Origin of the sequence: Ancylobacter aquaticus (assembly GCF_004339465.1) — a bacterium.
In the GTDB taxonomy this organism is placed as follows: Bacteria; Pseudomonadota; Alphaproteobacteria; order Rhizobiales; family Xanthobacteraceae; genus Ancylobacter; species Ancylobacter aquaticus.
Map to the genome: position 1 here is coordinate 1,523,374 of NZ_SMFY01000001.1, position 26,076 is coordinate 1,549,449.

The following is a 26,076-nucleotide window of genomic DNA, read 5'->3' on the forward strand; positions in this document are numbered from 1 at the left end:
ATGGCGAGCATCGGTTTTACGCTCGATCTCCGCCATCGTCGGCGGGCGCCGGCGGTGGCCCTGCCGCTCGACGGTTTCGCCGGCTCGCTTTATGCGGCGTTCGGCATGAGGCGACTCCTGTCGGCCCATGCCGGCCCGTGCGTGCGGGCACGGCGCACCAGCGACGGGGCGGAGGTCGATGTCGGCTTTACGGCACCGGGCGACTTCGACGTGGCCGCGTTGCTCGCCTTCGCCGGCGCGGGCAGCGTCTATGCAACGCGGTGGTACGACCAGACCGGGAACGGACGTCACGCGGAGCAGGCAACGGGCGCGGCGCAGCCTCGGCTGGTCAGCGCCGGCGTGCTCGATATCGGGCCGAACGGGCGGCCCGGCATGGTGTTCTCGGGTGCGCAGTATGTCGACATGCAGAACAGCCTGGGCATCGCACGCGGCGCGTCGGCCCTGACGGTCGCGGCTGCCACCGGCGCGCCGCCGACATCGGCGACGCAGGCGATCTTCTCGACGTCCATCGGCGGGGGGCCGCAATCGAGGGCCATCCTTTACTGCGCCAGCGGCACCCTTGCCGTGGGCGCCCGCTCCATTGACGGCGGTGCCGAGCAGAGCGTGGTGCGCCCCATTGGGGTATCCACCCGCCTGATCGCGCGGATCGGCTACGCCGCCGGTGGCCTCGATATCTCCGGAAACGGCGAGACGACAACGGGCGTTATGTCTCCGGCCCAATCGGCACCGGACACGAACAGCTCTTCCGCGTCGCGAATCGGTGCCAACGCCGTCGGCACGTCGGGATTTGCTGGGGCCATGTCGATGCTGGCCCTTTCCCGCTCCGCGCTTGATGTCGCGGCGCTCGACGCGGCCCTCACCCGGGTGATGCCATGATGTACCTGATCTTCGCGACGGCGGGGGAGGCGCAGGCCCGCAGCGCGGCGGCGTGGCAGGCGCTCGGCAGCGCGCCCGGTGACACCCTGTATCTGTGGGCGTGGCAGCTTCACCCGACCGATGGACGGGCCGCGCTCCTGCTCCCCGCGATGCCGGGTGAGGCGCAGATTCATCTGTCGCAGGAGAGCTATGACGGGCTGCTCACGCCCGCCGAGCGCGCGGCGCGCGTGGAGACGCTGCCCGCCGAGGACTGGGGCGTCGCCGAGTTCTGATGCGCCGCGTCTATTCGGCCGCTGCGGGAACGCCGGCGCCGGGCTGCCTGGGCGCGACAGCCGGTGCGGCCGGAGCCGGGGCGGTGGCCACGCCCGCCGTGGCTGAACCGGACGCGCTCGCGCCGGGCGCGGTAGCCCCGGCGGCGGCGGCCTTGACCGCTGCCGTCGCGGTGGGCTTGGCCACGATCATCGGCCGGGCAACGATGCGGCGCTTGGCGGTCTCGACCACGGTCGAAATCCTCTCGAACCGCTTCAGCCGGTCGATCTCGTTGTTGAGCCGGTCCAGCTCGTCGCCAATGGCGCGGCAGATGGCCCGATAGCTCTCGGGTGCCAGCCGGTCGCGCATATAGGCGACGCCGCGCTCGCGCTCCGGGTCGCTGCTCTTCAGCACCACCGGGGCGACAGCCAGAAGTGCCTCCGCCTGCACCTGTCCGGAGCTGCGGCGGGCTTCATCGAAAATGCTACGCAGATCTTCGACAAGTCGATCTTCTCTTGCCATGCCGTGCGGAGCCCCTTGTCCGTAGCCAGCTATCTCAAAAAGAGTCTCGGAATCCCGGTATTTTTGCAACCGTGCCGGGGTAGCCGGATGGTTAACATAGCGTTAATCCCCAGAAATCACCCCCAAAATCTTGCAGCGGAGCCATGCAATGACCGCGTCGAGCTTCGACGAGGCGCTGAAGCGCGTGCTCGTCCATGAGGGCGGCTATGCCGATCACCCCGCCGACCCCGGCGGGGCGACCATGAAGGGCATTACCCAGCGCGTTTATGATGGCTGGCGCCGCCGCCATGGCGTGCCCGCGCGAGGGGTCCGGCTGATCGAGCCCGGCGAGGTCGCGGCGATTTACCGGCGCCAATATTGGGACGCGGTGCGGGCGGACGAACTGCCCGCGGGGCTCGATTTTGCGCTGTTCGACGCGGCGGTGAATTCCGGCCCCGCCCAGGCGGCCAAATGGCTGCAGCGCACGCTTGGTGTCGTCGCGGACGGGCAGGTGGGCGAGGCGACGCTGGCGGCGCTGGCCGGGCAGGAGCCGGCCGCGCTGGTCGACGGCCTCTGCGATCGCCGCCTCGCAATGCTGCGGACCCTGCGGACGTTTCCGACCTTCGGCGCCGGCTGGACCCGCCGCGTCGCCGAGGTTCGGGCGGCGGCGACGCGGATGGCGCGCGACACCCCACCGGAGGCCGCACGGGAGACGGAAGGCGCCGCCCGGGCGCGGCCCGGCGACACCAAGCTCTCGCGCACGCCGGAAGGCGCCGGCGGGCTCATCAGCGGCGCGGGCGTGCTCGGCACTGTCGTGGCCGAGCAGGCCGACCGGCTGGCGCCGCTCGCCAGCCTCGCCGAGCCGCTGAAATGGCTGTTCGCGGCGCTGATGCTGGCCGGCGTGGCCCTCACCCTGCGCGGCGCTCTGGTGCGGATAAGCGCCGGCGAGGCGACGCCGTGACGGCGCTGCTGGGGCTGATGGCGAGCCCGCTCGGGCGGGGCGCCGCGCTCGTCCTCGCGGCCCTCGCGCTGGCCGGCGGGATCTATCTCAAGGGGCGCACGGAAGGCCACGCGGCCTGCGTGGCGGAGGGAGAACGCGATGTGCTGGACACGATCGAGCGCGCGAATGACGCGCGGGCTGATGCTGATCGCCGCAATGCTGATGACGGCCGGCTGCGCGACGACGACGCCTTCCGCCGCGACTAGGGGCGCCTGCGGGGCGTTCGCGCCGATAGGCTGGGCGGTGGCGGACACCGATCCCACCATCCGCCAGGTGAAGGCGCACAATGCCGTGGGGCGGGAATTGTGCGGGTGGGGGCGGTGAGGCAAACGCTTGCCAGCGGAGAGCGCAGGATCGACGGTAGCGGGATCACTCCAGCGGTTTCCCGGAGCTCCCATGATACTTCCCACCGTCGACCCCCTTCTCGCCCTTGGCGTGTTTACGTCGACGGCCGCCACCGACACGGTCTATGTGCTGTTCAACGCCTCGATCATGGCGCGGCGGCGCTTTTGGGCGGCAAACTGGAGCGGGCTCTGGTACATGCTCTCGGCCTTCGCCGTGATCACCTACACGCAGGACTGGATCTACGTCGCCTTCGCGGCGGTCGGTTCATGGTCCGGCGCCTTCGCCACCGTGACGTGGCTCGCCTGGCGGGAACGGGGCACGGCCGGCGTGACCTGATCCGTGCGCTGATCCTCGCCACCTGACATCCGCGCCGCGCGGTGGCATGCTCGGCACGCCGCGCCAACCCTGCGCGGCGTGCGCCTGAGGAATTGCCGTGCGTCTGCTTGTCGTCGAGGACGATCCCGATCTGAACCGCCAGATGGTCGAGGCGCTGGTCGAGGCCGGCTATGCCGTCGACCGCGCCCATGACGGCGAGGAGGGCCATTTCCTCGGCGACACCGAGCCCTATGACGCGGTGGTGCTCGATATCGGCCTGCCGAAGATGGACGGGCTCTCGGTGCTGGAGGCCTGGCGGCGCGAGGGGCGCAAGATGCCGGTGCTGATCCTCACCGCTCGCGACCGCTGGAGCGACAAGGTGCAGGGCTTCGATGCCGGCGCCGATGACTATGTCGCAAAACCCTTCCACATGGAGGAGGTGCTGGCGCGCATCCGCGCGCTGCTGCGCCGCTCCGCCGGCCATGCGGCAAGCGAGCTGACCTGCGGGCCGGTCATGCTGGACACACGCTCGGGCCGGGTGACGGTGAACGGGCGACAGGTGAAGCTGACCTCGCACGAGCACCGGCTGCTGGCCTACCTCCTGCACCATGTCGGGCGGGTGGTGTCGCGCACCGAGTTGGTCGAGCATCTCTACGACCAGGATTTCGACCGCGATTCCAACACGATCGAGGTTTTTGTCGGGCGGCTGCGCAAGAAGCTGGATGTCGACGTGATCCAGACCGTGCGCGGGCTCGGCTATCTGCTCGTCGCCCCCGAGGCGCCCCGCGCCGACAGTTCCCGCGCCGAGACGCCGCGCTGATGCGCGCCGGCTCGCTGGCGCTACGCCTGTTCGTCTCCGCCACGGTGGTCAGCGTCGCCGTGCTGGCGATCACCGGCTTCGCGCTGCATCAGGTCTATCGGGCGGCGGTGGAGCGGGCCTTCGACCAGCGGCTCGACGTCTATCTCAAGACCATCGTCGCCGATGTCGCCAATTCCGCCTCCGGCACCATGCCGGAGCCGACGACGCTGGGCGACCCTCTGTTCAACTTTCCCATTTCCGGCTGGTACTGGCAGATCACCCGCACCGACGGGCCCGCTGCGCAGGTGAAGACCTCGCGCTCGCTGCCCGAAGGCAAGCTGCCGCTGCTGTTCGAGAAACAGGCCAATTCGGACGTGTCCGGCCTGCGCGAGAGCTATGCCGACGGGCCCTCGGGCCAGAGGCTGCGAATCGTCGAGCGTGTGGTCGACCTCGGCGAGGACGGGCGCTACGCGGTGGCGGTGGCGGCCGATGCGGGGGAAATCGAGGAGGAGGTCGCCGGCTTCGACCAGGCGCTGGTGATGACGCTGGCGGTGCTGGGCGCTGCCTTCCTGCTGACGCTGGTGTTCCAGGTGCTGTTCGGCCTGCGCCCGCTCAAGCGCATGCTCGCCGCCCTGCACGACGTGCGGACCGGCCGCGCCGACCGTATCGAGGGCGCCTATCCGGTGGAACTGGCCCCGCTCGCCGCCGAGGTCAACGCGCTGATCGACACCAATCGCGAGATTGTCGAGCGCGCCCGCACCCATGTCGGCAACCTCGCCCATGCGCTGAAGACGCCCATCTCGGTGCTGCAGAACGAGGCGGCGCGGGCCGGCGAGGCCGATGCCGCGCTGGGCGCCAAGGTGACGGCGCAGGCGCAGATCATGAAGGACCAGGTAGCGCACCATCTGGAGCGGGCCCGCATGGCGGCGCGCGCTTCCGTCGTCACCACGGTCGAGGAGGTGGCGCCCATCGTCGAGCGCATCGCCGCCACGCTGGCCAAGGTGCATCGTGCCAAGGGGGTGGCGGTGGAGGCGGAGGTTGCCAGCGGCCTGCGCTTTCGCGGCGAGCGGCAGGACCTGGAGGAAATTCTCGGCAACCTCGTCGACAATGGCTGCAAATGGGCGCGCTCGCTGGTGGAGATCGCGGTGGCGCCGGTGCCCGGCGGTGCCGGCGAGCGGGAGTATTTCGAGATCACCATCGACGATGACGGGCCGGGCCTGACGCCCGAGGAACAGCGCGAGGCGCTCAAGCGCGGCAAGCGACTGGACGAGACGCAGCCGGGTTCCGGGCTTGGCCTGTCCATCGTCTCGGAGCTGGTCGGGCTCTATGGCGGGCGGCTGGCCTTCGACCGCTCGCCCTTTGGCGGCCTGCGCTGCGTGGTGAAGCTGCCGGCAGCGTGAGGCGCGGGAGGGGTGACGGAGCCGCGCTTTCGCCCTATTCCTCATCCTTGGTGCGCGAAGAGCCGTGCCGAAGCTGGAGGATACAATTTCATGCGCGCATACCAATTCGTGGCCGTGGGTCTTGTCGCCGGCGCCCTCGCGGGCTGCAGCACCGCGCAGGAGAACCCGAACACTGTCGGCGGAGCGGCCATCGGCGCGGTTGCGGGCGGCATCATCGGCCAGGTGGCCGGCCGCAGCACGGCCAGCACGCTGGTGGGCGCGGCGGTGGGCGGCCTGATCGGCGGGACGATCGGCAATGCGCTGGACCAGGCCGACCGCCAACGGGCGCGCGATGCGGAAATGCAGGCGCTGGAATATGGCAACCCCGGCGCGCCGGTGAGTTGGCGCGGCGACAGCGGCAATTACGGCACCATCGTTCCCGGCCCGGCCTATGCGCGCGGCGGATCGCCCCGGTGCCGGGAGTTCACCCACACCATCTATGTCGACGGCCAGCCACAGACCGCGCGCGGCACCGCCTGCCGCAACCCGGACGGCACCTGGACGCCGGTCGCCGGCTGAGCGACGCGCCCGGCCCGGCCCGTGGCGGGGTGACGCAGGCGCGGCCAACCGTGCACGCAGCCTCGCGCGACTGTGAGGCTGCGTCGATCCGACTGAGGGTGTTACGGATTGGCGTCGGCGTCCGGGTCGGCTACCTCAGCGCATTAGAGGGAAACTAATGTTGCTGTGGATCGCCTTCTCGCTGATGACCGGCGCCGCCATTATGGCGGTGCTCTGGCCGTTGCGCACCGGCGCGGCCCTGCCCGCCGCCAGCACCGCCGAAGCCGATCTCGCCGTTTACCGCGACCAACTGACGGAGATCGAGCGCGACCGCGCCTCCGGCCTCATCGCCCCGGCCGAGGGCGAGGCGGCGCGTACCGAAGTGGCGCGGCGCATCCTGCGCGCTTCCGCCGAGCGCAGCCGGGAGGGTGCTTCCTCCGGCGACGACCGGCGCCGGCGCCTTGTTGCCGTGGTCGCGCTGCTCGGCGTGCCGCTGATGGCCGGCGGGCTCTACCTCGCCCTCGGCTCGCCGCTCTATCCGCCGCAGCCGCTGGCGCAGCGGCTGGAGGCGCAACCCAACCCCTCCGACGTCGCCATTCTCATCCGCAAGGTCGAAAGCCATCTCGAAGCCAACCCGAATGACGGGCGCGGCTATGAGGTGGTGGCGCCGATCTATGCCCGTATCGGCCGGCTCGACGACGCCGCGCGGGCCTGGGCCAACGCCATCCGCCTTCTCGGCCCCACTGCGCCGCGCGAGACGGGCCTCGGCGAAGCGCTGACCGCGCAGGCCGGCGGCGTGGTGACGACACAGGCCAAAACCGCCTTCGAGGCGGCGCTCACCGCCGACCCGAAGGACCCCAAGGCGCAGTATTTCCTCGGCCTCGCCGCCGAGCAGGATGGCCGGAAGGCCGAGGCCGCCGCGCGCTGGAGCGCGCTGGTGGCCCAGTCGCCGGCCGATGCCCCCTGGCTCGGCCTGCTGCGCGAGGCTTTGGCCCGGATCGGTGCGCCCATGCCCGCGACCTTGACCGCGCCCGCCGCCGGCCCCGGCGCGGCCGATGTGGCGGCGGCGGAAAGCCTCACCCCCGAGCAGCGCGACGCGATGGTACGCGGCATGGTCGAGCGGCTGGAGGCGCGGCTGACGCAGGAGGGCGACGATATCGAGGGCTGGCTGCGGCTGATGCGGGCCTGGACCGTGCTCGGCCAGCAGGACAAGGCGAGGGTCGCCGCCGGACAGGCACGCACCCATTTCACCAGTGACAGCGGCGCGCTTGGGCGCATCGACGCGCTGGCGCACGAACTCGGGCTCGGGAGCTGACCATGACCCGCAAGGGACGTCGCCTACTGGTCATTTCCTGCGCCGCCGGCGTGCTCTTCATCGCGGCCGGGCTGGTGCTGTTCGCGTTGAACGACACCATCGTGTTCTTCCGCTCGCCCAGCGAGATCGCCGCCGAGGGCACGAGGCCGGGCACCCGGCTGCGGCTGGGCGGGCTGGTGAAGGACGGCAGCGTGCTGCACACCGACGGCACCCATGTGCGTTTCGTCGTGACCGATGGCGGCGCCGACATGGGCGTGACCTATGTCGGCCTGCTGCCGGACCTGTTTCGCGAAGGGCAGGGCGTGATCGCCGAGGGCGTGCTGGCGCCCGATGGCAGCTTCACCGCCGACAGCGTGCTGGCCAAGCACGACGAAACCTATATGCCGAAGGAAGTCGCAGACGCGCTGAAGAAGCAGGGCGTGTGGAAGGAAGGGGAGGGGATGCCGTGAAGAATGGCTGCCACCGTTTCGAGACGGCGGTCCTACGAGGCTCGGGCCTTGCCCGAGCACCTCAGGATGGTGTTCATCCCCATGGTTCACGTTTTTGGTGCGCCGTCATCCTGAGGTACCGCGAAGCGGCCTCGAAGGATGCTCGAAGGAATACCTGCCCATGAACCCGGAAATCGGCCATTACGCGCTGGTGCTCTCGCTTGCCGTCGCGCTCCTGATGACGGTGATCCCGTTCTGGGGCGCGCGCACCGGCGACGCGGCGCTGATGAAGGTGGGCTCGACGCTGGCGCTGGTGCTCGCCGGCTTCACCGGCCTGTCCTTCGCCACGCTCGTGGTGGCCTATGTGCAGTCCGATTTCTCGGTGCTGAACGTGGTCGAGAACTCCCATTCCGCCAAGCCGCTGCTCTACCGCATCACCGGCACCTGGGGGAACCATGAGGGCTCGATGCTGCTCTGGGTGCTGGTGCTGGCGATTTTCGCGGCGCTGGTGGCGCTGTTCGGCGCCAATCTGCCGGCGCGGCTGAAGGCCAATGTGCTGGCCGTGCAGGGCTCTGTGGCAACGGCGTTCCTGCTGTTCATCCTGTTCACCTCGAATCCGTTCGCACGGGTGATCCCGCCGCCGGCAGAGGGACAGGACCTCAACCCGATCCTGCAGGACATCGGCCTCGCCATCCATCCGCCACTGCTCTATCTCGGCTATGTCGGCTTCTCCATCACCTTCGCCTTCGCCGTCGCCGCGCTGATCGAGGGGCGGATCGACGCCGCCTGGGCGCGCTGGGTGCGGCCCTGGGCGCTGACCGCCTGGGCGTTCCTGACGCTGGGCATCGCGATGGGCTCCTACTGGGCCTATTACGAGCTCGGCTGGGGCGGCTGGTGGTTCTGGGACCCGGTGGAGAACGCCTCGCTGATGCCGTGGTTCGCCGGCACCGCGCTGATCCATTCCGCCGTGGTGATGGAAAAGCGCGACGCGCTGAAGGTGTGGACGGTGCTCCTTGCCATCCTCGCCTTCTCGCTCTCCCTGCTCGGCACCTTCCTCGTGCGCTCGGGCGTGCTCACTTCGGTGCACACCTTCGCCACCGATCCCTCGCGGGGCGTGTTCATCCTCGCCATTCTGGTGTTCTTCATCGGCGGCTCGCTGACGCTCTATGCGCTGCGCGCGCCGATGCTGCGGCAGGGCGGCATCTTCGCCCCGGTCTCCCGCGAAGGCGCGCTGGTGCTGAACAACCTGCTGCTCACCGCCGCCTCCGCCGCCGTGCTGGTCGGCACGCTCTACCCGCTGGCGCTGGAGGCCTATAACGGCGCCAAGATCACCGTCGGGCCTCCCTATTTCAACCTGACGGTGGGCGCGCTGATGCTGCCGGTGGCGTTCGCCATGCCGTTCGGGCCGCTTCTGGCCTGGAAGCGTGGCGACCTCGCCGGCGCGGCGCAGCGGCTGATGGCGGCCTTCGGCGCCGCCATCGTCATCGCGGCGCTCGCGGCCTATGCGCAGGGCGGCGGGCCGGTGCTGGCCCCGTTCGGCATGGGGCTCGCCGCCTTCGTGGTCATCGGCGCGCTGGCCGAAGTGATCGAGCGCGCCGGCTTCGGCCGGGTGCCGAGGGCGACCGCCTTCGCCCGGCTGCGCGGCCTGCCCCGCTCGGTGTTCGGCGGGGCGCTGGCCCATGCCGGCGTTGGCGTCTGCCTGTTCGGCATCATCGCCGAAACCAGCTGGAACGCCGAGCGCATCGCCGGCGTGAAGGTCGGCGGCAGCTTCGAGGTCGGCGGCTATGAGCTGACCCTCGACCGGCTGGAACCGCGCAACGGGCCGAATTACCGCGATCTCGTCGGGGTGTTCACGGTCCGCCGGGGTGGCGTCGACATGGGCACCATCGAATCCGCCAAGCGCCTGTTCACCGCCCGCAACATGCCGACCACCGAATCGGGCATCCGCACCATGTGGTTCAGCCAGCTCTATGTGAGCCTGGGCGACGAACTGCCGGGCGGCGGCGTGGGCGTGCGCGCCTATTGGAAGCCGTTCGTGACGCTGATCTGGATCGGCTCGGTCATCATGGCGCTGGGCGGCGCGCTCTCGCTCACCGACCGGCGGCTGCGCGTGGGGGCCCCCAAACCGGCCAAGAAGCCGAAGGCCAAGGCGGATGGCGCGTCGCCGGTGCCGGCGGAATGAGCGGCATGCGCGCAGTCCTTGTCTATTTGCTGCTGGCGTTCGCCCTCGTCACCCCCGCCGCCGCCGTGCAGCCGGACGAAGTGCTGCCGGACGCGGCGCAGGAAGCGCGGGCGCGCGAGCTCTCGAAAGAGCTGCGCTGCATGGTCTGCCAGAACCAGTCCATCGACGATTCCGACGCGCCGCTGGCGCGCGACCTGCGCCTGCTGGTGCGCGAGCGCATCCAGGACGGCGACAGCGACCGGGAGGTCATGGACTATCTGGTCGCGCGTTATGGCGAGTTCGTGCTGCTGCGCCCGACCTGGCACGGGGCGAACGCCATATTGTGGCTGGCCCCCTTCGCCGTGCTTGTGGCCGGCGGCATCGGGCTCTTCCTCGCCTACCGCCGCCGTGCCACGCCGCACGGCCTGCGCGCGGCGACGGCGACGGAGCCGCTGACGCCTGACGAGGAGGCGCGCCTGCGCGCCGCGCTCGGCGATCCGGCTCCCTCAGACAGCCCGGCGGACGTTACGAAAGTTTAACGCCGCCGCCAGACTGCGTTAAGGCGACGGTCTCTACCTTCTCGTTCAACGCTCCCGGTGGGGAGAGTGATTTGCGAACGAGGAACGACACATGCAGCGCACCGCGCCCATCCCGACCCGCACCCCTTCTTCCACGCTGCGCAAGAGCCGTTCCCGGCTGCTGGCCGGTGTGTTCACCCTGGCGCTTGCCGGTGGCACCGTCGGCGCCTTCGTGCTGCCCGAGATCGTCACCCCCGCCCAGGCCCAGCTGACCACCAACCAGCCGGCCGGCACCTTCTCCTTTGCCGACATCGTCGAGAAGGTTTCCCCCGCTGTCGTCAGCGTGAAGGTCAAGAAGGCCGAGGACAAGGTCGCCTCGAATGACGAGGAAGGCATGGGCGGCCAGAACGTGCCCCCGCAGATCGAGCGCTTCATGCGCCGCTTCGGCTTCGGTCCGGGTGGCCCCGGCGGCCCCGACATGGGCCCGCGTCGTGGTCCCGGCCCGCGCGGTGGCGTGGTCGGCCAGGGCTCCGGCTTCTTCATCTCCGCCGACGGCTTTGCCGTGACCAACAACCATGTCATCGACGGCGCCTCCGAGGTCGACCTCACGACCACGGACGGCAAGAGCTACACCGCCAAGGTGATTGGCACCGACCCGCGCACCGACGTGGCGCTGCTCAAGGTCGACGGCAAGGACGACTTCCCCTGGGTGAAGCTCGCCGCCAAGGCGCCGCGTGTCGGCGACTGGGTGGTCGCGGTCGGCAACCCGTTCGGCCTCGGCGGCACCGTCACGGCGGGCATCGTTTCGGCGCGTGGCCGCGACATCGGCTCGGGCCCGTATGACGACTTCCTGCAGATCGACGCCCCGATCAATCGCGGCAACTCCGGTGGTCCGACCTTCAGCCTCGACGGCGACGTGATCGGCGTGAACACGGCCATCGTCTCGCCTTCCGGCGGCAATGTCGGCATCGCTTTTGCCATCCCGTCCGAGACCGTGCTCGAGGTGGTGGAGGCGCTGAAGAGCGGCGGCGAAGTGGCGCGCGGTTATGTCGGCGTGCAGATCCAGCCGGTCAGCGACGAAGTCGCCGAGGCGCTGGACATGGAGCAGGCCGAGGGCGCGCTCATCGCCCAGGTGCAGCCCGGCACCCCCGGCGAGAAGGCCGGCCTCAAGCCGGGCGACGTGGTGACGCAGATCGATGGCGAGACCGTGAAGGACTCCCGCGAGATGTCGCGCGAGATCGCCCGCAAGAAGCCCGGCACGGTGGTGAAGCTGAGCGTGCTGCGCGACGGCAAGTCGATGACCATCCCGGTCACGCTGGAGCAGCTGCCGACCGACGTCGCTTCGGCCGACAAGGCCAAGGCGGATGAAAGCCAGGAGGACGGCAAGGGCATTCCGCGCCTCGGCCTCTCACTGGCTCCCGCCAAGGGTGTCGCCGGCGCCGGTGACATCGGCGTCGTCGTCACCGAGGTCGATCCGAGCGGCCCGGGCGCCGAGCGCGGCATCAAGGAAGGCGATGTCATCCTCGACGTGGGTGGCAAGCCGGTGATGACCCCCGCCGATGTGCGCGATGGCCTCGCCACCGCCCGCAAGGACAACCGCAAGGCCGTGCTGATGCGGATCAAGTCCGAGCAGGGCACCCGTTTCGTCGCCATCTCGCTGGGCGACCAGCGCGGCTGACCGCGAGTTCCGGCTGCGGCTCGTTCCGTCGCCCCTTGGGCTGCGGCCGGTTCGGTGGCGCGGGGAGTCCGAAAGGATTCCCCGCGTCATCTTTTTCAGGGGCCCTCCGGCGCTGGCGCCGGGGGAGGCCAATATAGGCGCGAGGCTCGAAATGACGTACATGGAGACGAATTCGAATCTTACCGCCGCCTCCGATTCCGCGCGGGGCAGAGATGACCCGTTCATCGACCTCGCGGACATCCGGAAGGCAGCCCGAAAGAGCGCCGAAGAGTCCCCCATGCGCCTGCTCATCGTCGAGGACGACCGCGACGCCGCCGACTATCTGCGCAAGGCGTTCCGTGAGGCGGGCCACGTGGTGGACGTGGCCACCGATGGCGAGGAGGGGCTCATGCTTGCCCGCGAGGGCGGCTATGACGTGCTCATCGTCGACCGCATGCTGCCGCGCCGCGACGGCTTGTCGGTGATTGCCGATCTGCGCGGGCGCGGCGACAAGACGCCGGCGCTGATTCTCTCCGCGCTCGGACAGGTGGACGACCGCGTGACCGGCCTGCGCGCCGGCGGCGACGACTATCTGCCCAAGCCCTACGCCTTTACCGAGCTTCTGGCCCGCGTCGAGGCACTGGCCCGTCGCGGCGGGCCGCAGGCGGCCGACACGGTATACCGCGTCGCCGACCTGGAGCTTGACCGGCTGGCGCATCGCTGCACGCGGGCGGGGCAGGAGATCGTGCTGCAGCCGCGCGAATTCCGGCTGCTTGAATATCTCATGCGCCATGCCGGGCAGGTGGTGACGCGCACCATGCTGCTGGAGAATGTGTGGGACTACCATTTCGACCCGCAGACCAACGTGATCGACGTTCACGTCTCGCGGCTGCGCGCGAAGATCGACAAGGGTTTCGATCCGCCGCTGCTCCACACGGTGCGCGGCGCGGGGTACATCATTCGTGACGGCGCTCGGTAAGCTCCTCCGCACCACCGCGTTCAAGCTGCTCGCGGCCTATCTGTTCATCTTCGCCATCTTCGCCGGCTCGGTCATCGCCTATCTCGGCTGGCACACTCAGCGCCTGGTGACGCGGCAGGCGGTGGAGGCGATCGAGAACGACACGCGCTTCATGCAGGCGCAGTTCGAGCGTGGCGGCATCACCCGCCTCGTGCAGCTGGTGAGTCGCCGCGCCCGCGCCCCCGACGCCGGCCTGCTGCTGATCGCCAGCTTCAACGGCGACCCGCTCGGCGGCAATGTGCTCAACCTGCCGCTGAACATTCTCGACCGGCAGGGCTGGCGGGAAATCGACTATCTGCGCTCGGAGGAGTCCTCCGGTCCGCCGAGCCGCGCGCTCGTGCATGTGATCTTCCTGCCCGGCGAATACCGGCTGCTGATCGGGCGCGACATCGTCGAGCGCGAGGAACTGCGCCAGATCATCATCGGCCCCGCCGTCTGGGGGCTGGCGCTTCTCGTCGTGCTCGGCATGGCGGGCGGGTTGTTCATCACCCGCCGCGTGCTCAAGCGCATCGACCAGATGACGGCGATCTCCGACGGCATCATGGCCGGCGACCTCTCCGGTCGGCTCGCCGTCTCCGGCACCGGCGACGAGTTCGACCGACTGGCGCTGAGCCTCAACGCCATGCTCGACCGCATCGAGGCGCTGATGGCCGGGCTGAAGCAGGTGTCGGACAATATCGCCCATGACCTGAAGACGCCGCTGACCCGGCTGCGCAACCGCGCCGAGGACGCGTTGCGCACCGCCCAATCGGAGGAGGAATGGCGCCTTGCCACCGAACGGACCATCGAGGAATCCGACGGGCTGATCCGCACTTTCGACGCGTTGCTGATGATCGCCCGCGCCGAGGCCGGGCAGGCCAGCGCGTCCATGCTTCGCTTCGACCTCGCCGAGACGGTCGCCGGCGTCGCCGAACTCTACGAGCCGGTGGCCGATGAGAGCGGGCTGGATTTGCGGGCCGAGGTCGCCGGGCCGCTGCCGATGCGCGGGGTGCGCGAGCTTCTCGGGCAGGCGCTGGCGAACCTCATCGACAATGCGATGAAGTACAGCGCGCCGGAAATGCCGGGCGGGACCCCAGGCGCGCGGCGCGACATCACGCTGACCGCCCGGCGCGAAGGCGACCGCGTGCGCCTCGTCGTCGCCGATCACGGGCCGGGCATTTCCGAGGCGGACCGCTCGCGCGTGCTGGAGCGTTTCGTGCGGCTGGAGGCGAGCCGCACGCGCCCCGGCTTCGGTCTGGGTTTGTCTCTCGTTGCGGCAGTGGTACGCCTGCACGGCGGCACACTGTCGCTGGAAGGCAACGATCCCGGGCTGCGGATCGTTATCGACCTGCCGCTCGACCTCACCGACGAGGCGGGAATGGATTGACACACGCAGGGGGGCAAAAGCGGCATGGCGGCAAGCAAGAGCGGGACAGTAGCGGTGCCAGCGGAGAGCCTCGTCACGAGGCTCCGGCGCGCGCCCGGCTTTCCCGTGCCGGAGGGGCTCCCCGAGGCGGTGGCGGATGTCCTCGCCGGGGCGCCCAAAGCGGCGCGCGCCCGCCTCGTCGCCCTTCTCGCGGCCCATGACGATTGCCGTGCCGTGCTGGCGGCGGTGGCGGCCCATTCCCCGTTCCTGACCGATCTCATCCGGGTCGACCCGGCGCGCCTGCTGAAATTGCTGGAAGCCGAGCCTGCCGAGGCGCTGGCGCGCGCGCGCGCCGACACGGTCGCGACGGTGGAGGCGTCTTCCGATGAGGCCGAGGTGATGGCGGCGCTGCGCCGGCTGCGGGCGCTCACCGCGCTCACCGTCGCGCTGGCCGATATCGGCGGGGTGTTCGACCTCGCCACCGTGACCGCCGAGTTGACCGCAACGGCGGATGCCGCCATCGCGGCGGCGGTCGCGTTTCTGGTGCGCGAGGGCATCAGCGCGCGCAAGCTGCGCAAGACCGGCGTCGAGGGTCTCGGTTACACCGTCCTCGCCATGGGCAAGCACGGGGCGCGCGAACTCAACTATTCCAGCGATGTCGACCTGATCGTGCTCTACGACCCCGATCTCGCCCCGCTGGCCAAGGACGTGGAGGCCGCGCCGTTTTTCGTGCGGATGACGCAGCGGCTGGTGAAGCTGATCCAGGAGCGCACCGGCGATGGCTATGTCGCCCGCGTTGACCTGCGCCTGCGCCCCGACCCGGCCTCGACGCCGGCAGCGCTCTCGGTGGAGGCGGCGCTGGCCTATTACGAGCGCGAAGGTGCCACCTGGGAGCGCGCCGCCTATATCAAGGCGCGGCCGATCGCCGGCGATCTCGCCCTCGGCCATGAGTTTCTCAAGCAGCTCACCCCCTTCGTCTGGCGCCGCGCGCTCGACTATGCCGCGGTATCGGACGTCCACGCGATGAAGCAGGACATCCACGCCTTTCGCGGCCATGAGGCGATCGCGGTGGAAGGGCACAATGTGAAGCTCGGGCGCGGGGGCATTCGCGAGATCGAGTTCTTCGCCCAGACGCAGCAACTCATTGCCGGCGGCCGCGACCCGCGCCTGCGCACCCCGCGCACTCTGGAAGCGCTGGCCGTGCTCGCTCAGACGGGCTGGATCGGCGAGGGGGCACGCGCGGAACTCGACGAGGCCTATCACTTCCTGCGGCGGGTGGAGCACCGGCTGCAGATGGTCGCCGACGCGCAGACCCACAGCCTGCCGGAGGATGAAGAGGCGCTGGACGGTTTCGCCCGTTTCATGGGCTATGGCGACAGGGATGCTTTCGCGCAGGCGCTGACCCAGCGCCTCACGCGCGTTCAGGACCATTATTCCAAGCTGTTCGAGGACGCCCCGCCGCGTGCGGCGGTGGAGGGGCGGCTCGAATTTCCGGAAGGTGCCGACGACCGCGAGACGCTGGCGACGCTGCACCGGCTCGGCTATGCCGACCCGAAGGCAGCCAGCGCTACCGTGCGCGGCTGGCTGGCGGGCGAGCCCCGTGCCCTGCGCGCCGAGGGCGTGCGCGAGGAACTGGAAGCCATCGTGCCGCTGCTGGTCGACGCGCTGGCACGCGGCGGCGCCCCCGATGCCGGGCTGAACGCCGCCGACCGCTTCTTCCGCGAGATGCCGACCGCCCAGCGGCTGCTGGCGGCGCTGCGGCACAATCCCGACCTCGTGCGGCTTCTCGCCACCATTCTCGGCACCGCGCCACGCCTTGGCGAAATGCTGGCGCACCGCCCCTCGCTGCTCGACGCGCTGCTCGACCCGGCCTTTTTCGGCGCGCTTCCCGACGAGCCGGAACTGGCCGCGCGGCTTGCCGCCGACCTCGCCCAGGCGGAGAACGAGGAAGACCGGCTCGACCGCGCGCGCCGCTTCCGGCAGGAGCACCATGTGCTGATCAGCGTGCGGATTCTCTCCGGCACGCTGCCCGCCGCCCGCGCCGGCGAGGCCTTCGCCCGGCTGGCCGACGTGCTGATCCGCTCGCTGGAAGAGGCGGTCGTGGCCCGCTTCCGCGCCGCTCATGGCGCGCTGGCCGGGGCGGAGATCGCGGTGCTGGCGATGGGCAAGCTCGGCGGCCGGGAGATGACGGCGGGCTCCGACCTGGACCTCATCGTGCTGTATGATTTCGACGAAGAGCACCCCGACAGCGACGGCCCGCGCCCGCTCTATGGCAGCCAGTATTTCGCCCGGCTCACTCAGCGCGTCGTCAGCGCGCTGACCACGCCCACCAATGCCGGCCAGCTCTACGAGGTGGACCTGCGCCTGCGCCCTTCCGGGCGCTCCGGCCCGGTGGCGACCAGCCTGCCGCGCTTCGAGGTCTACCAGGCCGAGGAGGCGTGGACCTGGGAGCACATGGCACTGACCCGTGCCCGGGTGGTGGCGGCCTCGCCCGCCTTCCGCGCTCGGGTGGAGAGCACGATCCACCATGTGCTGGCGGGCGAGCGCGACCCGCGCCGTCTCGCTGCCGACATCGTCGACATGCGTGGCGCCATCGCCGACGAGAAGGGCGAGGACGATCCCTGGGACCTGAAATACGCGCGCGGCGGGCTGGTGGATATCGAGTTCATCGCCCAGTATCTGGTGCTTGCCCACGCGGCGCATGAACCCCGCATCATCGACACATCGACGCTGCGGGTGATCGAGGCCGCCCAGCGTGTCGGCCTGCTCGACGTGCAGGACGGGCAGGTGTTGGCCGACGCCTGCCGGCTGTTGCACGATCTGACGCAGGTGCTGCGCCTCGCGCTCTCCGGGCCCTTCAAGCCGGCGGAGGCCAGCCCGGCGCTGCGCCGGCTGCTGGCGCGGGCGGGGGCGATGCCCGACTTCTCGACGCTGGAAGCGCACCTGTTTGAAACTCAGCGCGCGGTGCGGGCAACCTTCGAGCGCCTGCTGGCCGCCGAGCCGAAGCGCCGGCGCAAGAGGGCGTGATGTTTGCAGGCCCGTCAAGGCCGTGCTCGGCCCGGCCATCCATGCCTTGACTGGTCGCAGGCTGATAAAGTCATGCAATCCCTGGCCAAGCCCGGGGATGACGGCTTGAAAGGCGGTCAGATCAGCTCTCGCCTTCCCGGCAACCTCTCAGTCGCCCGCGCTTTCCCCTAAAGCGTTCATCGGAGGTCTATTCGGCGGGAAGGGTCCGGCTGGTACGGTACTGAAGTGCCGGGCGGCCGTTCAGGGGCAGGCGGATGACCACCGTGGTGCCGACGCCCTCGGAGGAGCGGATGCGCATCGAACCGCCATGCAACTCGACCAGCGACTTGGCGATGGCCAGCCCGAGGCCCGAGCCCTTGTGGGTCTTGGTGAACTGGCTCTCCACCTGCTCGAACGGCCGGCCGATCTTGGCCAGCGCGCTCTTGGCGATGCCGATGCCGCTGTCCTCGATGACCAGCAGCGCCGCATGCTTGGAGCGCCGCGTGCGCAGGCTGACGCGGCCCTGCTCTGGGGTGAACTTGATGGCGTTGGAAAGCAGGTTGAGCGTGATCTGCTTGAGCGCGCGCTTGTCGGCCTCGACCGCCACGGCGGCATCGGAGTCATCGACAATGGTGAGCTGTTTTTCGCCGGCCCGCACCGACATGACGCGGATGGCGTCGGCGACGACCTCGTCGAGCCGGACCGGCTGGAGGTTGAGCTGCATGCGCCCGGCCTCGATGCGCGACATGTCGAGAATGTCGTTGATGACGTCGAGCAGGTAGCGGCCGGAATCACGGATGTCGCGGCAGTATTCGTTGTACTTGTCGTTGCCGAGCGGGCCGAACAGGCCGCTTTCCATCAACTCCGAGAAGCCGATGATGGCGTTGAGCGGCGTGCGCAGCTCATGGCTCATATTGGCGAGGAACTCGGACTTGGCGCGGTTGGCGTCCTCGGCCTTGGTCTTCTCGTCGGCATAGTTCTGCGCCAGTTCGGCCAGCTGAAGCGCCTGCAGTTCCAGCGTCTGCTGCGATTTACGCAGGTCGGCGACCAGCGCCATCAGCCGCTTCTCGCTTTCCATCAGGCGCTCTTCGTGGCGCTTGAGGGCGGTGATGTCGGTGCCGACCGAGACGTAGCCGCCATCCTTGGTGCGGCGCTCGGCGACCTTCAGCCAGCGCCCGCCTTCCAGCTGCGCCTCGAAGGCACGGGCGCCTTCTTCTGGCCGGTCTTCCGGGCGGAGCGGGATGCGGACCACGGGCTGGCGGGCGAGGGTGGCGATGGTCTCGAACTCGGTCCCCTGCGCCACATGGGCGTCGCCGATGCCGTAGAGCGATTGGAACCGGGAGTTGCACAGCACCAATCGGTTCGCCGCATCCCACAGCACGAAGGATTCGGAAATGCTCTCGATAGCGTCGCGCAGGCGCATGTCGGCGGTGGCGGTGCGCTCGGCAAGCCGGCGCTCCTCGGTGACGTCCACCGCGATGCCGACAAGATGGGGCGGCTCGCCATTGGGCTGGGGCACGACTTCCGCGCGGGCGCGCAGCCAAACCCAGTGGCCGTCGGCGTGCTTCATGCGGAACACACGGTCGATGGTGCGGCCGGGCTTGTCGGCGATCTCGCGGGCGATGTCGTAGAGGTTGGTGTCGTCGGGATGGACGAGGCTGGCCACCTCGCCGAAGGAGATGAGGTCCTCGCGCGGGGCGTGGCCGAGCATCTCGAACATCGAGTCGGACCAGAACATGCGGCCACGGCCCATGTCCCAGTCCCACAGACCACAGCGGCCGCGCGAGAGCGCGGTGTCGATGCGCGCGCGCACCGTCTCGTAGATGCCGTCGGCCTCGCGGGCACGGGTCGCCTGCCAGTGGAAGGCAAAGCCGAGGATCAGAAGAACCGCGCCGGTGGTGGAGAGCAGGGTGACGGTGAGGACCGTGTCGGAGCGCCAGGTGGCCAGTGCGCCGGAGAGCGGCTGCACGACGACAAGCTGAAGCGCGCCGTTGGGCAGGTTGCGCACAGTGGCCAGCGCAGCGGCGCCATCGGGCATGATGACGTCCAGCACGCCGGCGTTCTCGGCGAAGATGGTGAGCGCCTGGGTGTTGGCGAGAAGCTGGCCGATCTGCTCGGCGGCCGTCGACGTCTCGTCATGGGTGGCGAGTATCTTGCCGGAGGTGTCGATCAGGCCGTAGCGGCGCCCGTCCTCGGCGGCGCGCGGCGGCAGGCTGTTCTGCAAGAGGGTGTCCGGCGTCGCCGAGCCGGCAGGCAGGCGTCCGGCCTCGCTGGCAATGGCGGCGGCAAAGAGCGCAAGCTCGTCCTTGGCATTGGCGATGGCGTCGGCGCGATAGGCGTGGATCTGCACGATCGCGGCGATGGCGACCGAGGCGATGAACGCAATGATCAGCGCCGGCACCGCCTTGCGCATGAACGGTTCGGCGTCGACCAATCGCTGATACGCAGGTCGCGCCACCGTGCGTGCAAGCCCTCTCATGGCCTGTACGCGCACGGACGCGCCTGCAGCGTTGGCGCGCGCCATCGCCGGCCTCCCCCGAAGTCCCAAAACCCGATCCCAGTACGATAGGAGCGATGTGCCGCATCTCTCCGAATCACTCCGATTTGAATCGATATGGCCCCCCACTGTCCAGAGTCCCCGGGAGTCAAGTTAACGATTCGGCAACCTGCGGACGTGGCGAGGGTGTCTGGGTGGGTGGCGCTGCCGGACAAGAGAGGTGACGCATGCCGACAACCACGCCGCATGGACGCCGCGCGGGCCCCGGTGCTATTCGCTTTTGCCCGGTTTGCGGGTGGCTGCTGAAATAAAAGAGGTTCACATGAGCGATATCTGGTTCCGCACAGGCGAGGCGACCGTTCTCGCGGCTGACGGGCAGTTCACCGACGCCATGCCGGAGGTTCTGATCGGTTCGGTGCGCGGCCCCGCCGGACAGGCTTTCGCCTCGATGATGGGCCAGGTGCAGGGGCACACCCGCATGTTCGTGGTGCGCGACCTGAACCAGCAGGTGCGCCCGGCGACGATGATGACCACCAAGGCCACCATCCACACGCTGGAGTATGTCGACCTGCTCGGCGGCGTGGTGCAGGGCGCCATCGGCGACGCCATCGTCGACGCGCTCAGCGAGGGTATCCTGCCGAAGGATCAGGCGGACGAACTGTGCATGATCGTCATGATCTGGCTTGACCCGCGCTGCGCCGAGGACGCCAATCTCGACAAGGCGGACCTCTACCGCACCAATTACGAGGCGATGAAGCTGGCGCTGGAACGGGCCATGACCGGCAAGCCGACCGTCGACGAGCTGATCGCCAACCGCAAGACGGTAAAGCACTACGCGCTCGACGGCGTGGTGGAATACTGAGCCTTTCCCGTTGCCGCCGCTTCTCGCCGGTGAGGGACACCGGCGAGGTGACGCCGGGGGCATCCTCGCTCAGCGCGTCAGCCCAGCGAGCGGCTGACGATATCGGTCACGTCAGGCGACAGGTCGGGCTTTTCGGCCACGCGCCGTAGCGCCGCCTCGGCCGAGGCGCGCCGTACCGGCTCCAGCGAGCGCCAGCTCTTGAAGGCGGCGAGCAGCCGGGCGGCGAGCTGCGGGTTGCGCCCGTCAATATCCATTACCGCGCCGGCCACCAGTTGGTGGCCGGCGCCGTCGACCCGGTGGAACTGCGTCGGGTTGAGCCCGGCGAAGCTGCCGATGAGCGCGCGCACGCGGTTCGGGTTGCTCCAGGCGAAGGCCGGGTGGGAGGTGAGCCCGCGCACCCGCTCCAGCGCCTGCGGTTCGGCGATCTGCGCCTGCAATGCCAGCCATTTGTCGACCACCAGCGGGTCCTCGTGAAAACGCTCGTGGAACGCGGCCAGCGCCGCCTCGCGCGCCTGCGGCGCCGCATGGGCCAGCACCGAGAGGGCGAAGAAACGGTCGGTCATGTTGTCGGCGGCCTCGAAATGCACCTGCGCCCGGGCTATGCCCTCGGGCGTGCCGCCGGCGGCGAGGAGATCGAGGCAGGTGTTGCGCAGCGCGCGCCGCCCGGCCGAGGCCGCGTCCGGGCAATAGGCGCCCGATGGTGCGTGCCTGACATAGGCGGCATGCAGCGCCGGGGCGAGCGCGTCGCTCACCGCCCGGCGCAGCCGCGTGCGGGCGCCGTGAATGGCGTCCGGGTCCACATCCTCGCCAATCTCGCGCGCGACGTCGGTCTCCGAGGGGATGGAGAGTGCCTGCGCCACGAAGGCCGGGTCCAGCGCGCCATCATCCAGCGTGGCCCCGAGCGCGGCGACCAGCGCGTCCGGCGCCGGCATGGCGGTGCCGGCACGGGCGGCGGCGGTCGCTTCCACAAGATGGCCGAGGGCGATGGTCTGGGCGGCGTCGAAACGGTTGAACGGGTCGCTGTCATGGCGGGCCAGAAACAGCAGGTCCGCCGTCGACATGTCGCTTGAGAGCTTCACCGGGGCCGAGAAGCCGCGATTGAGCGAGGGCACTGGGCGGTGCGGCACGTCGCGGAACACGAAGCTCTGGCGCGGCTCGGTGATGAGCAGCACGCCGCGCGCGGCATTGCTGCCATCGTCGGGGGTGAGCGTCATGTCCTGCCCGTCGGGGCCGACGAGGCCAACGGCGAGCGGGATGACCATCGGCAATTTCTCGCTCTGCCCCGGTGTCGGCGGAAGTGTCTGCGCGATATCGAGCCGGTAGCTGCGCGCGGCCTCGTCCCAGCTGCCGCTCACTGTGACCTGCGGCGTGCCGGACTGCGCATACCAGAGCGCGAACTGGGCCAGGTCGACCCCATTGGCATTGGCGAAGCAGGCGAGGAAGTCCTCCACCGTCGCGGCGTCGCCGTCATGCCGATCGAGATAGAGGTCCATGCCGGCGCGAAAACCCTCCTCGCCCAGCAGCGTCTTGAGCATCCGCACCACTTCCGCGCCTTTTTCATACACGGTGGCGGTGTAGAAATTGTTGATCTCGCGGTAGCTGGACGGGCGCACCGGATGCGCCAGAGGGCCGGCATCCTCGGGAAACTGGTGGCCCTTCAGCAGCCGGACATCGCTGATGCGCTTGACCGGGCGCGAGCGCGCATCGGCGGAAAACTCCTGGTCGCGGAAGACGGTGAGGCCTTCCTTCAGGCAGAGCTGGAACCAGTCTCGGCAGGTGATGCGATTGCCGGTCCAGTTGTGGAAATATTCATGGGCGATGATCGCCTCGATATTGGCGTAGTCGGCATCGGTGGCGGTCTGCGGGCTGGCAAGGACATATTTGTCGTTGAAGATGTTCAGCCCCTTGTTCTCCATCGCCCCCATGTTGAAATCCGCGACGGCGACGATGTTGAACACGTCGAGGTCGTATTCGCAGCCGAACACTTCCTCGTCCCAGCGCATGGAGCGCTTCAGCGCGTCCATGGCGTAGCCCGCCCGCTCCGTCTTGCCTAGCTCGACATAGATGCCGAGCTCGACCCGCTTGCCGGTGGCGGTGACAAATTCCTCGGTGATGCGGTCCAGCTTTCCGCCGACCAGCGCGAACAGGTAGCAGGGCTTCGGCCAGGGGTCGTGCCACACGGCGTAGTGGCGGCTGGTGCCCTCCACCGCGCCGCTCTCCACCGGGTTGCCATTGCCGAGCAGCACCGGCGCCTCCGCGCGCTCGGCCTCGATGCGGGTGGTGTAGACGGCGAGCACGTCCGGACGGTCGGGGAAGAAGGTGATGCGCCGGAAGCCTTCGGCCTCGCACTGTGTGCAATAGGTGCTGCTGGAGCGGTAGAGGCCCATCAGCTTCGTATTGGCGGAGGGGTCGACGACCGTCTCTATTTCCAGCGTCAGCGCCCGCTGCGGCGGGGCGAGCAGAGTCAGCGCCGCCGGGGTGACGACATAGGCGGTGCCGTCCAGCGGTTCGCCGTCCAGCGTCAGCGACTTCAGGCTCAGTTCATCGCCGTCGAGCACGATGGGCGATCCCTCGCGCCCTGCCGGGTTCGGCCGCATGGCCAGCGTTGCCACGATGCGCGAGGCGGTGGGGTGCAGGCGCACATCCAGATGCACCGTGTCGACGAGCCAGTCCGGCGGGAGGTAGTCGCCAAGGCGGACGGGCGGGGGCACGGCATCGGACGACATGTTGAACTCCAGAAAACGGCGTGTGTCTCAGGCGGCGTGTGGCTCAGCGGCGTAAGGCCCAACAGGTAAGGGCTTCGGGTCGGTACCGGAAGGCGCGAGGCCGGGATGCGGCCGGCGGGTCAGCGCGTGCGGGTGATCTCCACCCCGGCATCGCGGAAGATGCCGGGAATGGGAGCCGAGGGCTTGTGCAGTTCGACCCGCACCTTCTCGACGCGCGGGAAGCGGGCGAGCACCGTCGCGGCGATGGCCTGGGCGAAGGCTTCGAGAATGTGGAAGCGGTGGCCCGACGAGACCTCGTGGATGACCTCGAACACTTTTTCATAGCCAACTGTCTCGCCGTAATTGTCGTGAGCGGCAGCGTCGCCGGCATCGAGCCACCAGTCGATGTCGACGATGAAGCGTTGGCCGAGCCGCGCCTCCTCCTCAAGCAGGCCGTGCGTGGCGTGCAGTTCGACGCCCCGAAGGAAAACGCGGTCGGACATAAGCGGGGTTCCGGTATTTTTCACGGGGTCAGGCGGCGTCGAGCGCGGCGGCGAGCAGGCCCACCGCCACGGCGGGGGCGCAATCGGCCGCCTGCCGGGAGAGGGCGGGATCGTCGGTCAGTACATCGGCGAGGTCGAGATAGGTCAGGTCGCGCCGCTCGGCGAGCCGGGCCGCCATGAAACGGCCGACGCCGGCGCCAACGAGCATTTCCGGCGGGTTTTCCTGCGCCGACACCACACAATCCAGCGCGCGCCCGATCCGGCCGACCTGTGCCTCGGCGAGATGGCGGGCCAGCGCCTGCGCCTTGGGCAGCAGAGGCGGCGAGAAATCATGCCCGATCATGCGCAGCAGGCGGCGGGCGCTGGCCTCCGCCGTCTTCGGCCCGCCATCGGCGCTCGGGTGCAGGTCGGCGTCCTCGGTGAGAGCGCCGGTGAGGCGGTGAATGTCCGCGCTCGTGGCAAAGTGCTCGGCCATCAAAGGCAGCCACCGCCCCTCGAACGGCGCCTCGCCTGCCAGCGCCATGACCGGGGTGCGGGCGGCGCCGGTATAGACCAGCTCGTTGCTGGCGAGGCGTTCGGCATCGGTGAAGCCGCGCGCCGTCACCCGCCCGCTCTCAAAGGGGATGAGGTCGGTGGTGGTGGAGCCGATGTCGAGCAGAATGCCGCCCGGCAGCAGATGCGAAAGCACGGCGGCGGCGGCGTACCAGTTGGCCGAGGCAATGTGGTCGGCATGCTCGGCGGCGCGTTCGGGCGGCACGAAGCCTTCCGGGCCGGCGAAAAGGGTCAGCGGTGCGCCGGCGAGTTCGCGCATCAGCAGCGCCGCCGTGCCGATCACCCCGCTGCGGCGGTCGGGCCACAGGTCGGCACCCTCGGCGGTCATTGTCACGGCGGAAGGCACGCCAGGCTCGAATTCGGCCCGCAGTTCGCGCAGGGCGCCGGCGAGCGTCTCCTCGCCCTTCCACACCGGGCAGGGGGCGATACGCACGGCCTTTAGCCTGCCATCCTGCCCGAAGGCGGCAAGCTTCACATGGGCGCCGCCGACATCCCAGCCCAAACGGATGATCTTCTTCAAAGCAGAACCTCGACGGGTAGGGCGGGCGGCAGGTGCGGAAGGTCCGGCACCACGCCATCGCGAATGAACTCGGCCATGAAAGCCAGCGGATTGACCGCCAGCGCCCGGCGCAGGCCGGCATAGGAAGTGGTGAGGCGCGGATTGACCTCGATTGCCACAGACCCCTGCACGGTGGCGATATAGTCCACGCCGACCAACCCGTGCAGCCCCGGCAGCGCCGCACTTATGCTCTCGGCAAACGCGCGCAGCGCGTCGTCGACCGGGAAGGCGCCGACGGTAACGCCGGTGAAGCGCAGCGTGCCATTCTCTCGCGCGATATGCTGGCGATTGGCGGTCAGTACATGGGTCCGCCCGCTCTGGCAGAGCAAAGTAAGGCTCGCCGCCTCGCCCTCGATGAAGGGCTGCACGACATGGCCTGCCGGCAAAGGCGGCGTCGGGCGGTGGTCGAGAAGCCGCAGGCCGAACCCGCCGGCGCCGTCATCGGGCTTCACCACGAACGGGCCGTCAGTGCCCTCGGGCAGCGCATCGAGCGCCCCTGTGGGGACCACGTTCACTCCCGCCGCCGCCAGCGCCCGGGCGGTGCGGCTCTTGCTGGCGCACAGGGCGATGGTCTCGGCCTCCGGCGCCACCACGCGGCGGCAATGGGCGCGGAACTCGCGAACCAGCCCTTCGAGAAGGCCCCCGCTCTCCGGCGCGATGGGCCAGCAGCAATCGGCCTCCTGCGCCATCAGCCGCCAGATCGAGCGCGGATCGTCGCCGAGGCGCAGCGCCGTGCTGGTGCCGCGCGGCGGGGCGGGAAAGCGCGCATCATGGGTGGTGATCACCCGCACGCCGGGCAGGTCTTCAAGATCGCCGATCAGCGTGTCGCGCATCAGCGCGCCTTCGGCTATGAGCGAGGCGGGCAGTTCGGCACCGAGGGCGCCGCCCCCCGTGATCGTTTCAACGACAAAAACCAACATCTACCGAA

Annotated in this window: 23 protein-coding genes; 17 read left to right on the forward strand and 6 right to left on the reverse strand. The window is 69.5% G+C overall.

The genetic code is table 11. The features are described 5' to 3' along the window. Nucleotides 1-876: an arabinofuranosidase catalytic domain-containing protein gene (locus EV667_RS07020; protein WP_131834534.1), complete on the forward strand. Its 876-nt coding sequence runs from the start codon at nucleotides 1-3 to the stop codon at nucleotides 874-876. After that, nucleotides 873-1,148, forward strand: coding sequence for a hypothetical protein (locus EV667_RS07025; protein ID WP_131834535.1), 276 nt, complete (start codon nucleotides 873-875; stop codon nucleotides 1,146-1,148). The genes EV667_RS07020 and EV667_RS07025 overlap by 4 nt, the downstream gene beginning before the upstream one ends. Before the next feature lie 10 nt (nucleotides 1,149-1,158). On the opposite strand, the gene EV667_RS07030 is transcribed toward EV667_RS07025, so the two are convergent. Further along, nucleotides 1,159-1,647, reverse strand: a complete 489-nt coding sequence (locus EV667_RS07030) for a hypothetical protein (RefSeq protein WP_131834536.1) — start codon at nucleotides 1,645-1,647, stop codon at nucleotides 1,159-1,161. A gap of 148 nt (nucleotides 1,648-1,795) precedes the next feature. Between EV667_RS07030 and EV667_RS07035 the strand changes: the two genes are divergently transcribed. The 14 genes from EV667_RS07035 to EV667_RS07100 all read left to right on the forward strand — a co-directional run bounded on the left by EV667_RS07035 (nucleotide 1,796) and on the right by EV667_RS07100 (nucleotide 17,491). Then, the gene (locus EV667_RS07035; protein ID WP_131834537.1) at nucleotides 1,796-2,587 is read left to right on the forward strand and encodes a glycoside hydrolase family 108 protein; all 792 of its coding nucleotides are present in this window, start codon (nucleotides 1,796-1,798) and stop codon (nucleotides 2,585-2,587) included. Next, on the forward strand, nucleotides 2,584-2,832 hold the full coding sequence (locus EV667_RS07040; protein WP_131834538.1) for a hypothetical protein: 249 nt from the start codon (nucleotides 2,584-2,586) through the stop codon (nucleotides 2,830-2,832). Before EV667_RS07035 ends, EV667_RS07040 begins: the two co-directional genes overlap by 4 nt. A 190-nt stretch (nucleotides 2,833-3,022) precedes the next feature. Next, nucleotides 3,023-3,307, forward strand: a complete 285-nt coding sequence (locus tag EV667_RS07045) for a hypothetical protein (protein ID WP_131834539.1) — start codon at nucleotides 3,023-3,025, stop codon at nucleotides 3,305-3,307. 97 nt (nucleotides 3,308-3,404) lie between these two features. Continuing rightward, nucleotides 3,405-4,106 carry a response regulator transcription factor gene (locus EV667_RS07050; RefSeq protein WP_131834540.1) on the forward strand — a complete coding sequence of 234 codons (702 nt, stop codon included), beginning with the start codon at nucleotides 3,405-3,407 and terminating at the stop codon, nucleotides 4,104-4,106. Beyond that, on the forward strand, nucleotides 4,106-5,485 hold the full coding sequence (locus EV667_RS07055) for a sensor histidine kinase (RefSeq protein ID WP_131834541.1): 1,380 nt from the start codon (nucleotides 4,106-4,108) through the stop codon (nucleotides 5,483-5,485). The genes EV667_RS07050 and EV667_RS07055 overlap by 1 nt, the downstream gene beginning before the upstream one ends. A 90-nt stretch (nucleotides 5,486-5,575) precedes the next feature. Continuing rightward, nucleotides 5,576-6,043 carry a YMGG-like glycine zipper-containing protein gene (locus tag EV667_RS07060; protein WP_131834542.1) on the forward strand — a complete coding sequence of 156 codons (468 nt, stop codon included), beginning with the start codon at nucleotides 5,576-5,578 and terminating at the stop codon, nucleotides 6,041-6,043. Nucleotides 6,044-6,200: 157 nt separating this feature from the next. Next, nucleotides 6,201-7,337 (forward strand): c-type cytochrome biogenesis protein CcmI, encoded by a 1,137-nt coding sequence (ccmI, locus tag EV667_RS07065; RefSeq protein ID WP_131834543.1) that lies wholly within the window; start codon nucleotides 6,201-6,203, stop codon nucleotides 7,335-7,337. Between the two features lie 2 nt (nucleotides 7,338-7,339). Beyond that, nucleotides 7,340-7,786, forward strand: a complete 447-nt coding sequence (gene ccmE, locus EV667_RS07070) for a cytochrome c maturation protein CcmE (protein ID WP_131834544.1) — start codon at nucleotides 7,340-7,342, stop codon at nucleotides 7,784-7,786. A 160-nt stretch (nucleotides 7,787-7,946) separates the two neighbouring features. Next, complete coding sequence (locus EV667_RS07075) at nucleotides 7,947-9,947, forward strand: heme lyase CcmF/NrfE family subunit (RefSeq protein WP_131834545.1); 2,001 nt, start codon at nucleotides 7,947-7,949, stop codon at nucleotides 9,945-9,947. A 5-nt stretch (nucleotides 9,948-9,952) separates the two neighbouring features. Continuing rightward, nucleotides 9,953-10,465, forward strand: coding sequence for a cytochrome c-type biogenesis protein (locus EV667_RS07080; protein WP_245516013.1), 513 nt, complete (start codon nucleotides 9,953-9,955; stop codon nucleotides 10,463-10,465). 91 nt (nucleotides 10,466-10,556) lie between these two features. After that, nucleotides 10,557-12,122: a Do family serine endopeptidase gene (locus tag EV667_RS07085; protein WP_131834547.1), complete on the forward strand. Its 1,566-nt coding sequence runs from the start codon at nucleotides 10,557-10,559 to the stop codon at nucleotides 12,120-12,122. A 277-nt stretch (nucleotides 12,123-12,399) separates the two neighbouring features. Then, nucleotides 12,400-13,080 carry a response regulator transcription factor gene (locus tag EV667_RS07090; RefSeq protein WP_207907684.1) on the forward strand — a complete coding sequence of 227 codons (681 nt, stop codon included), beginning with the start codon at nucleotides 12,400-12,402 and terminating at the stop codon, nucleotides 13,078-13,080. After that, nucleotides 13,064-14,485, forward strand: a complete 1,422-nt coding sequence (locus EV667_RS07095; RefSeq protein WP_131834549.1) for a sensor histidine kinase — start codon at nucleotides 13,064-13,066, stop codon at nucleotides 14,483-14,485. The genes EV667_RS07090 and EV667_RS07095 overlap by 17 nt, the downstream gene beginning before the upstream one ends. Before the next feature lie 24 nt (nucleotides 14,486-14,509). Next, complete coding sequence (locus EV667_RS07100) at nucleotides 14,510-17,491, forward strand: bifunctional [glutamine synthetase] adenylyltransferase/[glutamine synthetase]-adenylyl-L-tyrosine phosphorylase (RefSeq protein WP_131834550.1); 2,982 nt, start codon at nucleotides 14,510-14,512, stop codon at nucleotides 17,489-17,491. A gap of 187 nt (nucleotides 17,492-17,678) precedes the next feature. Here EV667_RS07100 and EV667_RS07105 read toward each other — a convergent pair whose 3' ends face one another. Beyond that, nucleotides 17,679-19,883 (reverse strand): PAS domain-containing sensor histidine kinase, encoded by a 2,205-nt coding sequence (locus EV667_RS07105; RefSeq protein WP_131835060.1) that lies wholly within the window; start codon nucleotides 19,881-19,883, stop codon nucleotides 17,679-17,681. Nucleotides 19,884-20,289: 406 nt separating this feature from the next. On the opposite strand from EV667_RS07105, the gene fae reads away from it, so the two are divergent. Continuing rightward, complete coding sequence (gene fae, locus EV667_RS07110) at nucleotides 20,290-20,829, forward strand: formaldehyde-activating enzyme (protein ID WP_131834551.1); 540 nt, start codon at nucleotides 20,290-20,292, stop codon at nucleotides 20,827-20,829. A gap of 77 nt (nucleotides 20,830-20,906) precedes the next feature. On the opposite strand, the gene pepN is transcribed toward fae, so the two are convergent. The 4 genes from pepN to EV667_RS07130 form a co-directional block, all read right to left on the reverse strand. Continuing rightward, nucleotides 20,907-23,555 carry an aminopeptidase N gene (pepN, locus tag EV667_RS07115; RefSeq protein ID WP_131834552.1) on the reverse strand — a complete coding sequence of 883 codons (2,649 nt, stop codon included), beginning with the start codon at nucleotides 23,553-23,555 and terminating at the stop codon, nucleotides 20,907-20,909. A gap of 119 nt (nucleotides 23,556-23,674) precedes the next feature. Beyond that, on the reverse strand, nucleotides 23,675-24,037 hold the full coding sequence (folB, locus tag EV667_RS07120) for a dihydroneopterin aldolase (RefSeq protein WP_131834553.1): 363 nt from the start codon (nucleotides 24,035-24,037) through the stop codon (nucleotides 23,675-23,677). Nucleotides 24,038-24,065: 28 nt separating this feature from the next. Next, nucleotides 24,066-25,109, reverse strand: a complete 1,044-nt coding sequence (locus tag EV667_RS07125) for a hydantoinase/oxoprolinase family protein (protein WP_131834554.1) — start codon at nucleotides 25,107-25,109, stop codon at nucleotides 24,066-24,068. Next, entirely contained in the window at nucleotides 25,106-26,068 is a 963-nt protein-coding gene (locus tag EV667_RS07130; protein WP_131834555.1) for an ATP-grasp domain-containing protein, read from the reverse strand. Before EV667_RS07130 ends, EV667_RS07125 begins: the two co-directional genes overlap by 4 nt. Nucleotides 26,069-26,076 lie beyond the last annotated feature (8 nt).

Coding starts and splice junctions, on each gene's coding strand:
- EV667_RS07060 (WP_131834542.1), top strand. CDS start 5,576: ATGCGCGCATACCAATTCGTGGCCGTGGGTCTTGTCGCCGGCGCCCTC.
- EV667_RS07090 (WP_207907684.1), top strand. CDS start 12,400: ATGCGCCTGCTCATCGTCGAGGACGACCGCGACGCCGCCGACTATCTG.
- EV667_RS07055 (WP_131834541.1), top strand. CDS start 4,106: ATGCGCGCCGGCTCGCTGGCGCTACGCCTGTTCGTCTCCGCCACGGTG.
- EV667_RS07045 (WP_131834539.1), top strand. CDS start 3,023: ATGATACTTCCCACCGTCGACCCCCTTCTCGCCCTTGGCGTGTTTACG.
- EV667_RS07025 (WP_131834535.1), top strand. CDS start 873: ATGATGTACCTGATCTTCGCGACGGCGGGGGAGGCGCAGGCCCGCAGC.
- ccmE (WP_131834544.1), top strand. CDS start 7,340: ATGACCCGCAAGGGACGTCGCCTACTGGTCATTTCCTGCGCCGCCGGC.
- pepN (WP_131834552.1), bottom strand. CDS start 23,555: ATGTCGTCCGATGCCGTGCCCCCGCCCGTCCGCCTTGGCGACTACCTC.
- EV667_RS07035 (WP_131834537.1), top strand. CDS start 1,796: ATGACCGCGTCGAGCTTCGACGAGGCGCTGAAGCGCGTGCTCGTCCAT.
- fae (WP_131834551.1), top strand. CDS start 20,290: ATGAGCGATATCTGGTTCCGCACAGGCGAGGCGACCGTTCTCGCGGCT.
- folB (WP_131834553.1), bottom strand. CDS start 24,037: ATGTCCGACCGCGTTTTCCTTCGGGGCGTCGAACTGCACGCCACGCAC.
- EV667_RS07085 (WP_131834547.1), top strand. CDS start 10,557: ATGCAGCGCACCGCGCCCATCCCGACCCGCACCCCTTCTTCCACGCTG.
- EV667_RS07075 (WP_131834545.1), top strand. CDS start 7,947: ATGAACCCGGAAATCGGCCATTACGCGCTGGTGCTCTCGCTTGCCGTC.
- EV667_RS07105 (WP_131835060.1), bottom strand. CDS start 19,883: ATGCGCAAGGCGGTGCCGGCGCTGATCATTGCGTTCATCGCCTCGGTC.
- EV667_RS07080 (WP_245516013.1), top strand. CDS start 9,953: ATGCGCGCAGTCCTTGTCTATTTGCTGCTGGCGTTCGCCCTCGTCACC.
- EV667_RS07100 (WP_131834550.1), top strand. CDS start 14,510: ATGGCGGCAAGCAAGAGCGGGACAGTAGCGGTGCCAGCGGAGAGCCTC.
- EV667_RS07030 (WP_131834536.1), bottom strand. CDS start 1,647: ATGGCAAGAGAAGATCGACTTGTCGAAGATCTGCGTAGCATTTTCGAT.
- EV667_RS07130 (WP_131834555.1), bottom strand. CDS start 26,068: ATGTTGGTTTTTGTCGTTGAAACGATCACGGGGGGCGGCGCCCTCGGT.
- ccmI (WP_131834543.1), top strand. CDS start 6,201: ATGTTGCTGTGGATCGCCTTCTCGCTGATGACCGGCGCCGCCATTATG.
- EV667_RS07020 (WP_131834534.1), top strand. CDS start 1: ATGGCGAGCATCGGTTTTACGCTCGATCTCCGCCATCGTCGGCGGGCG.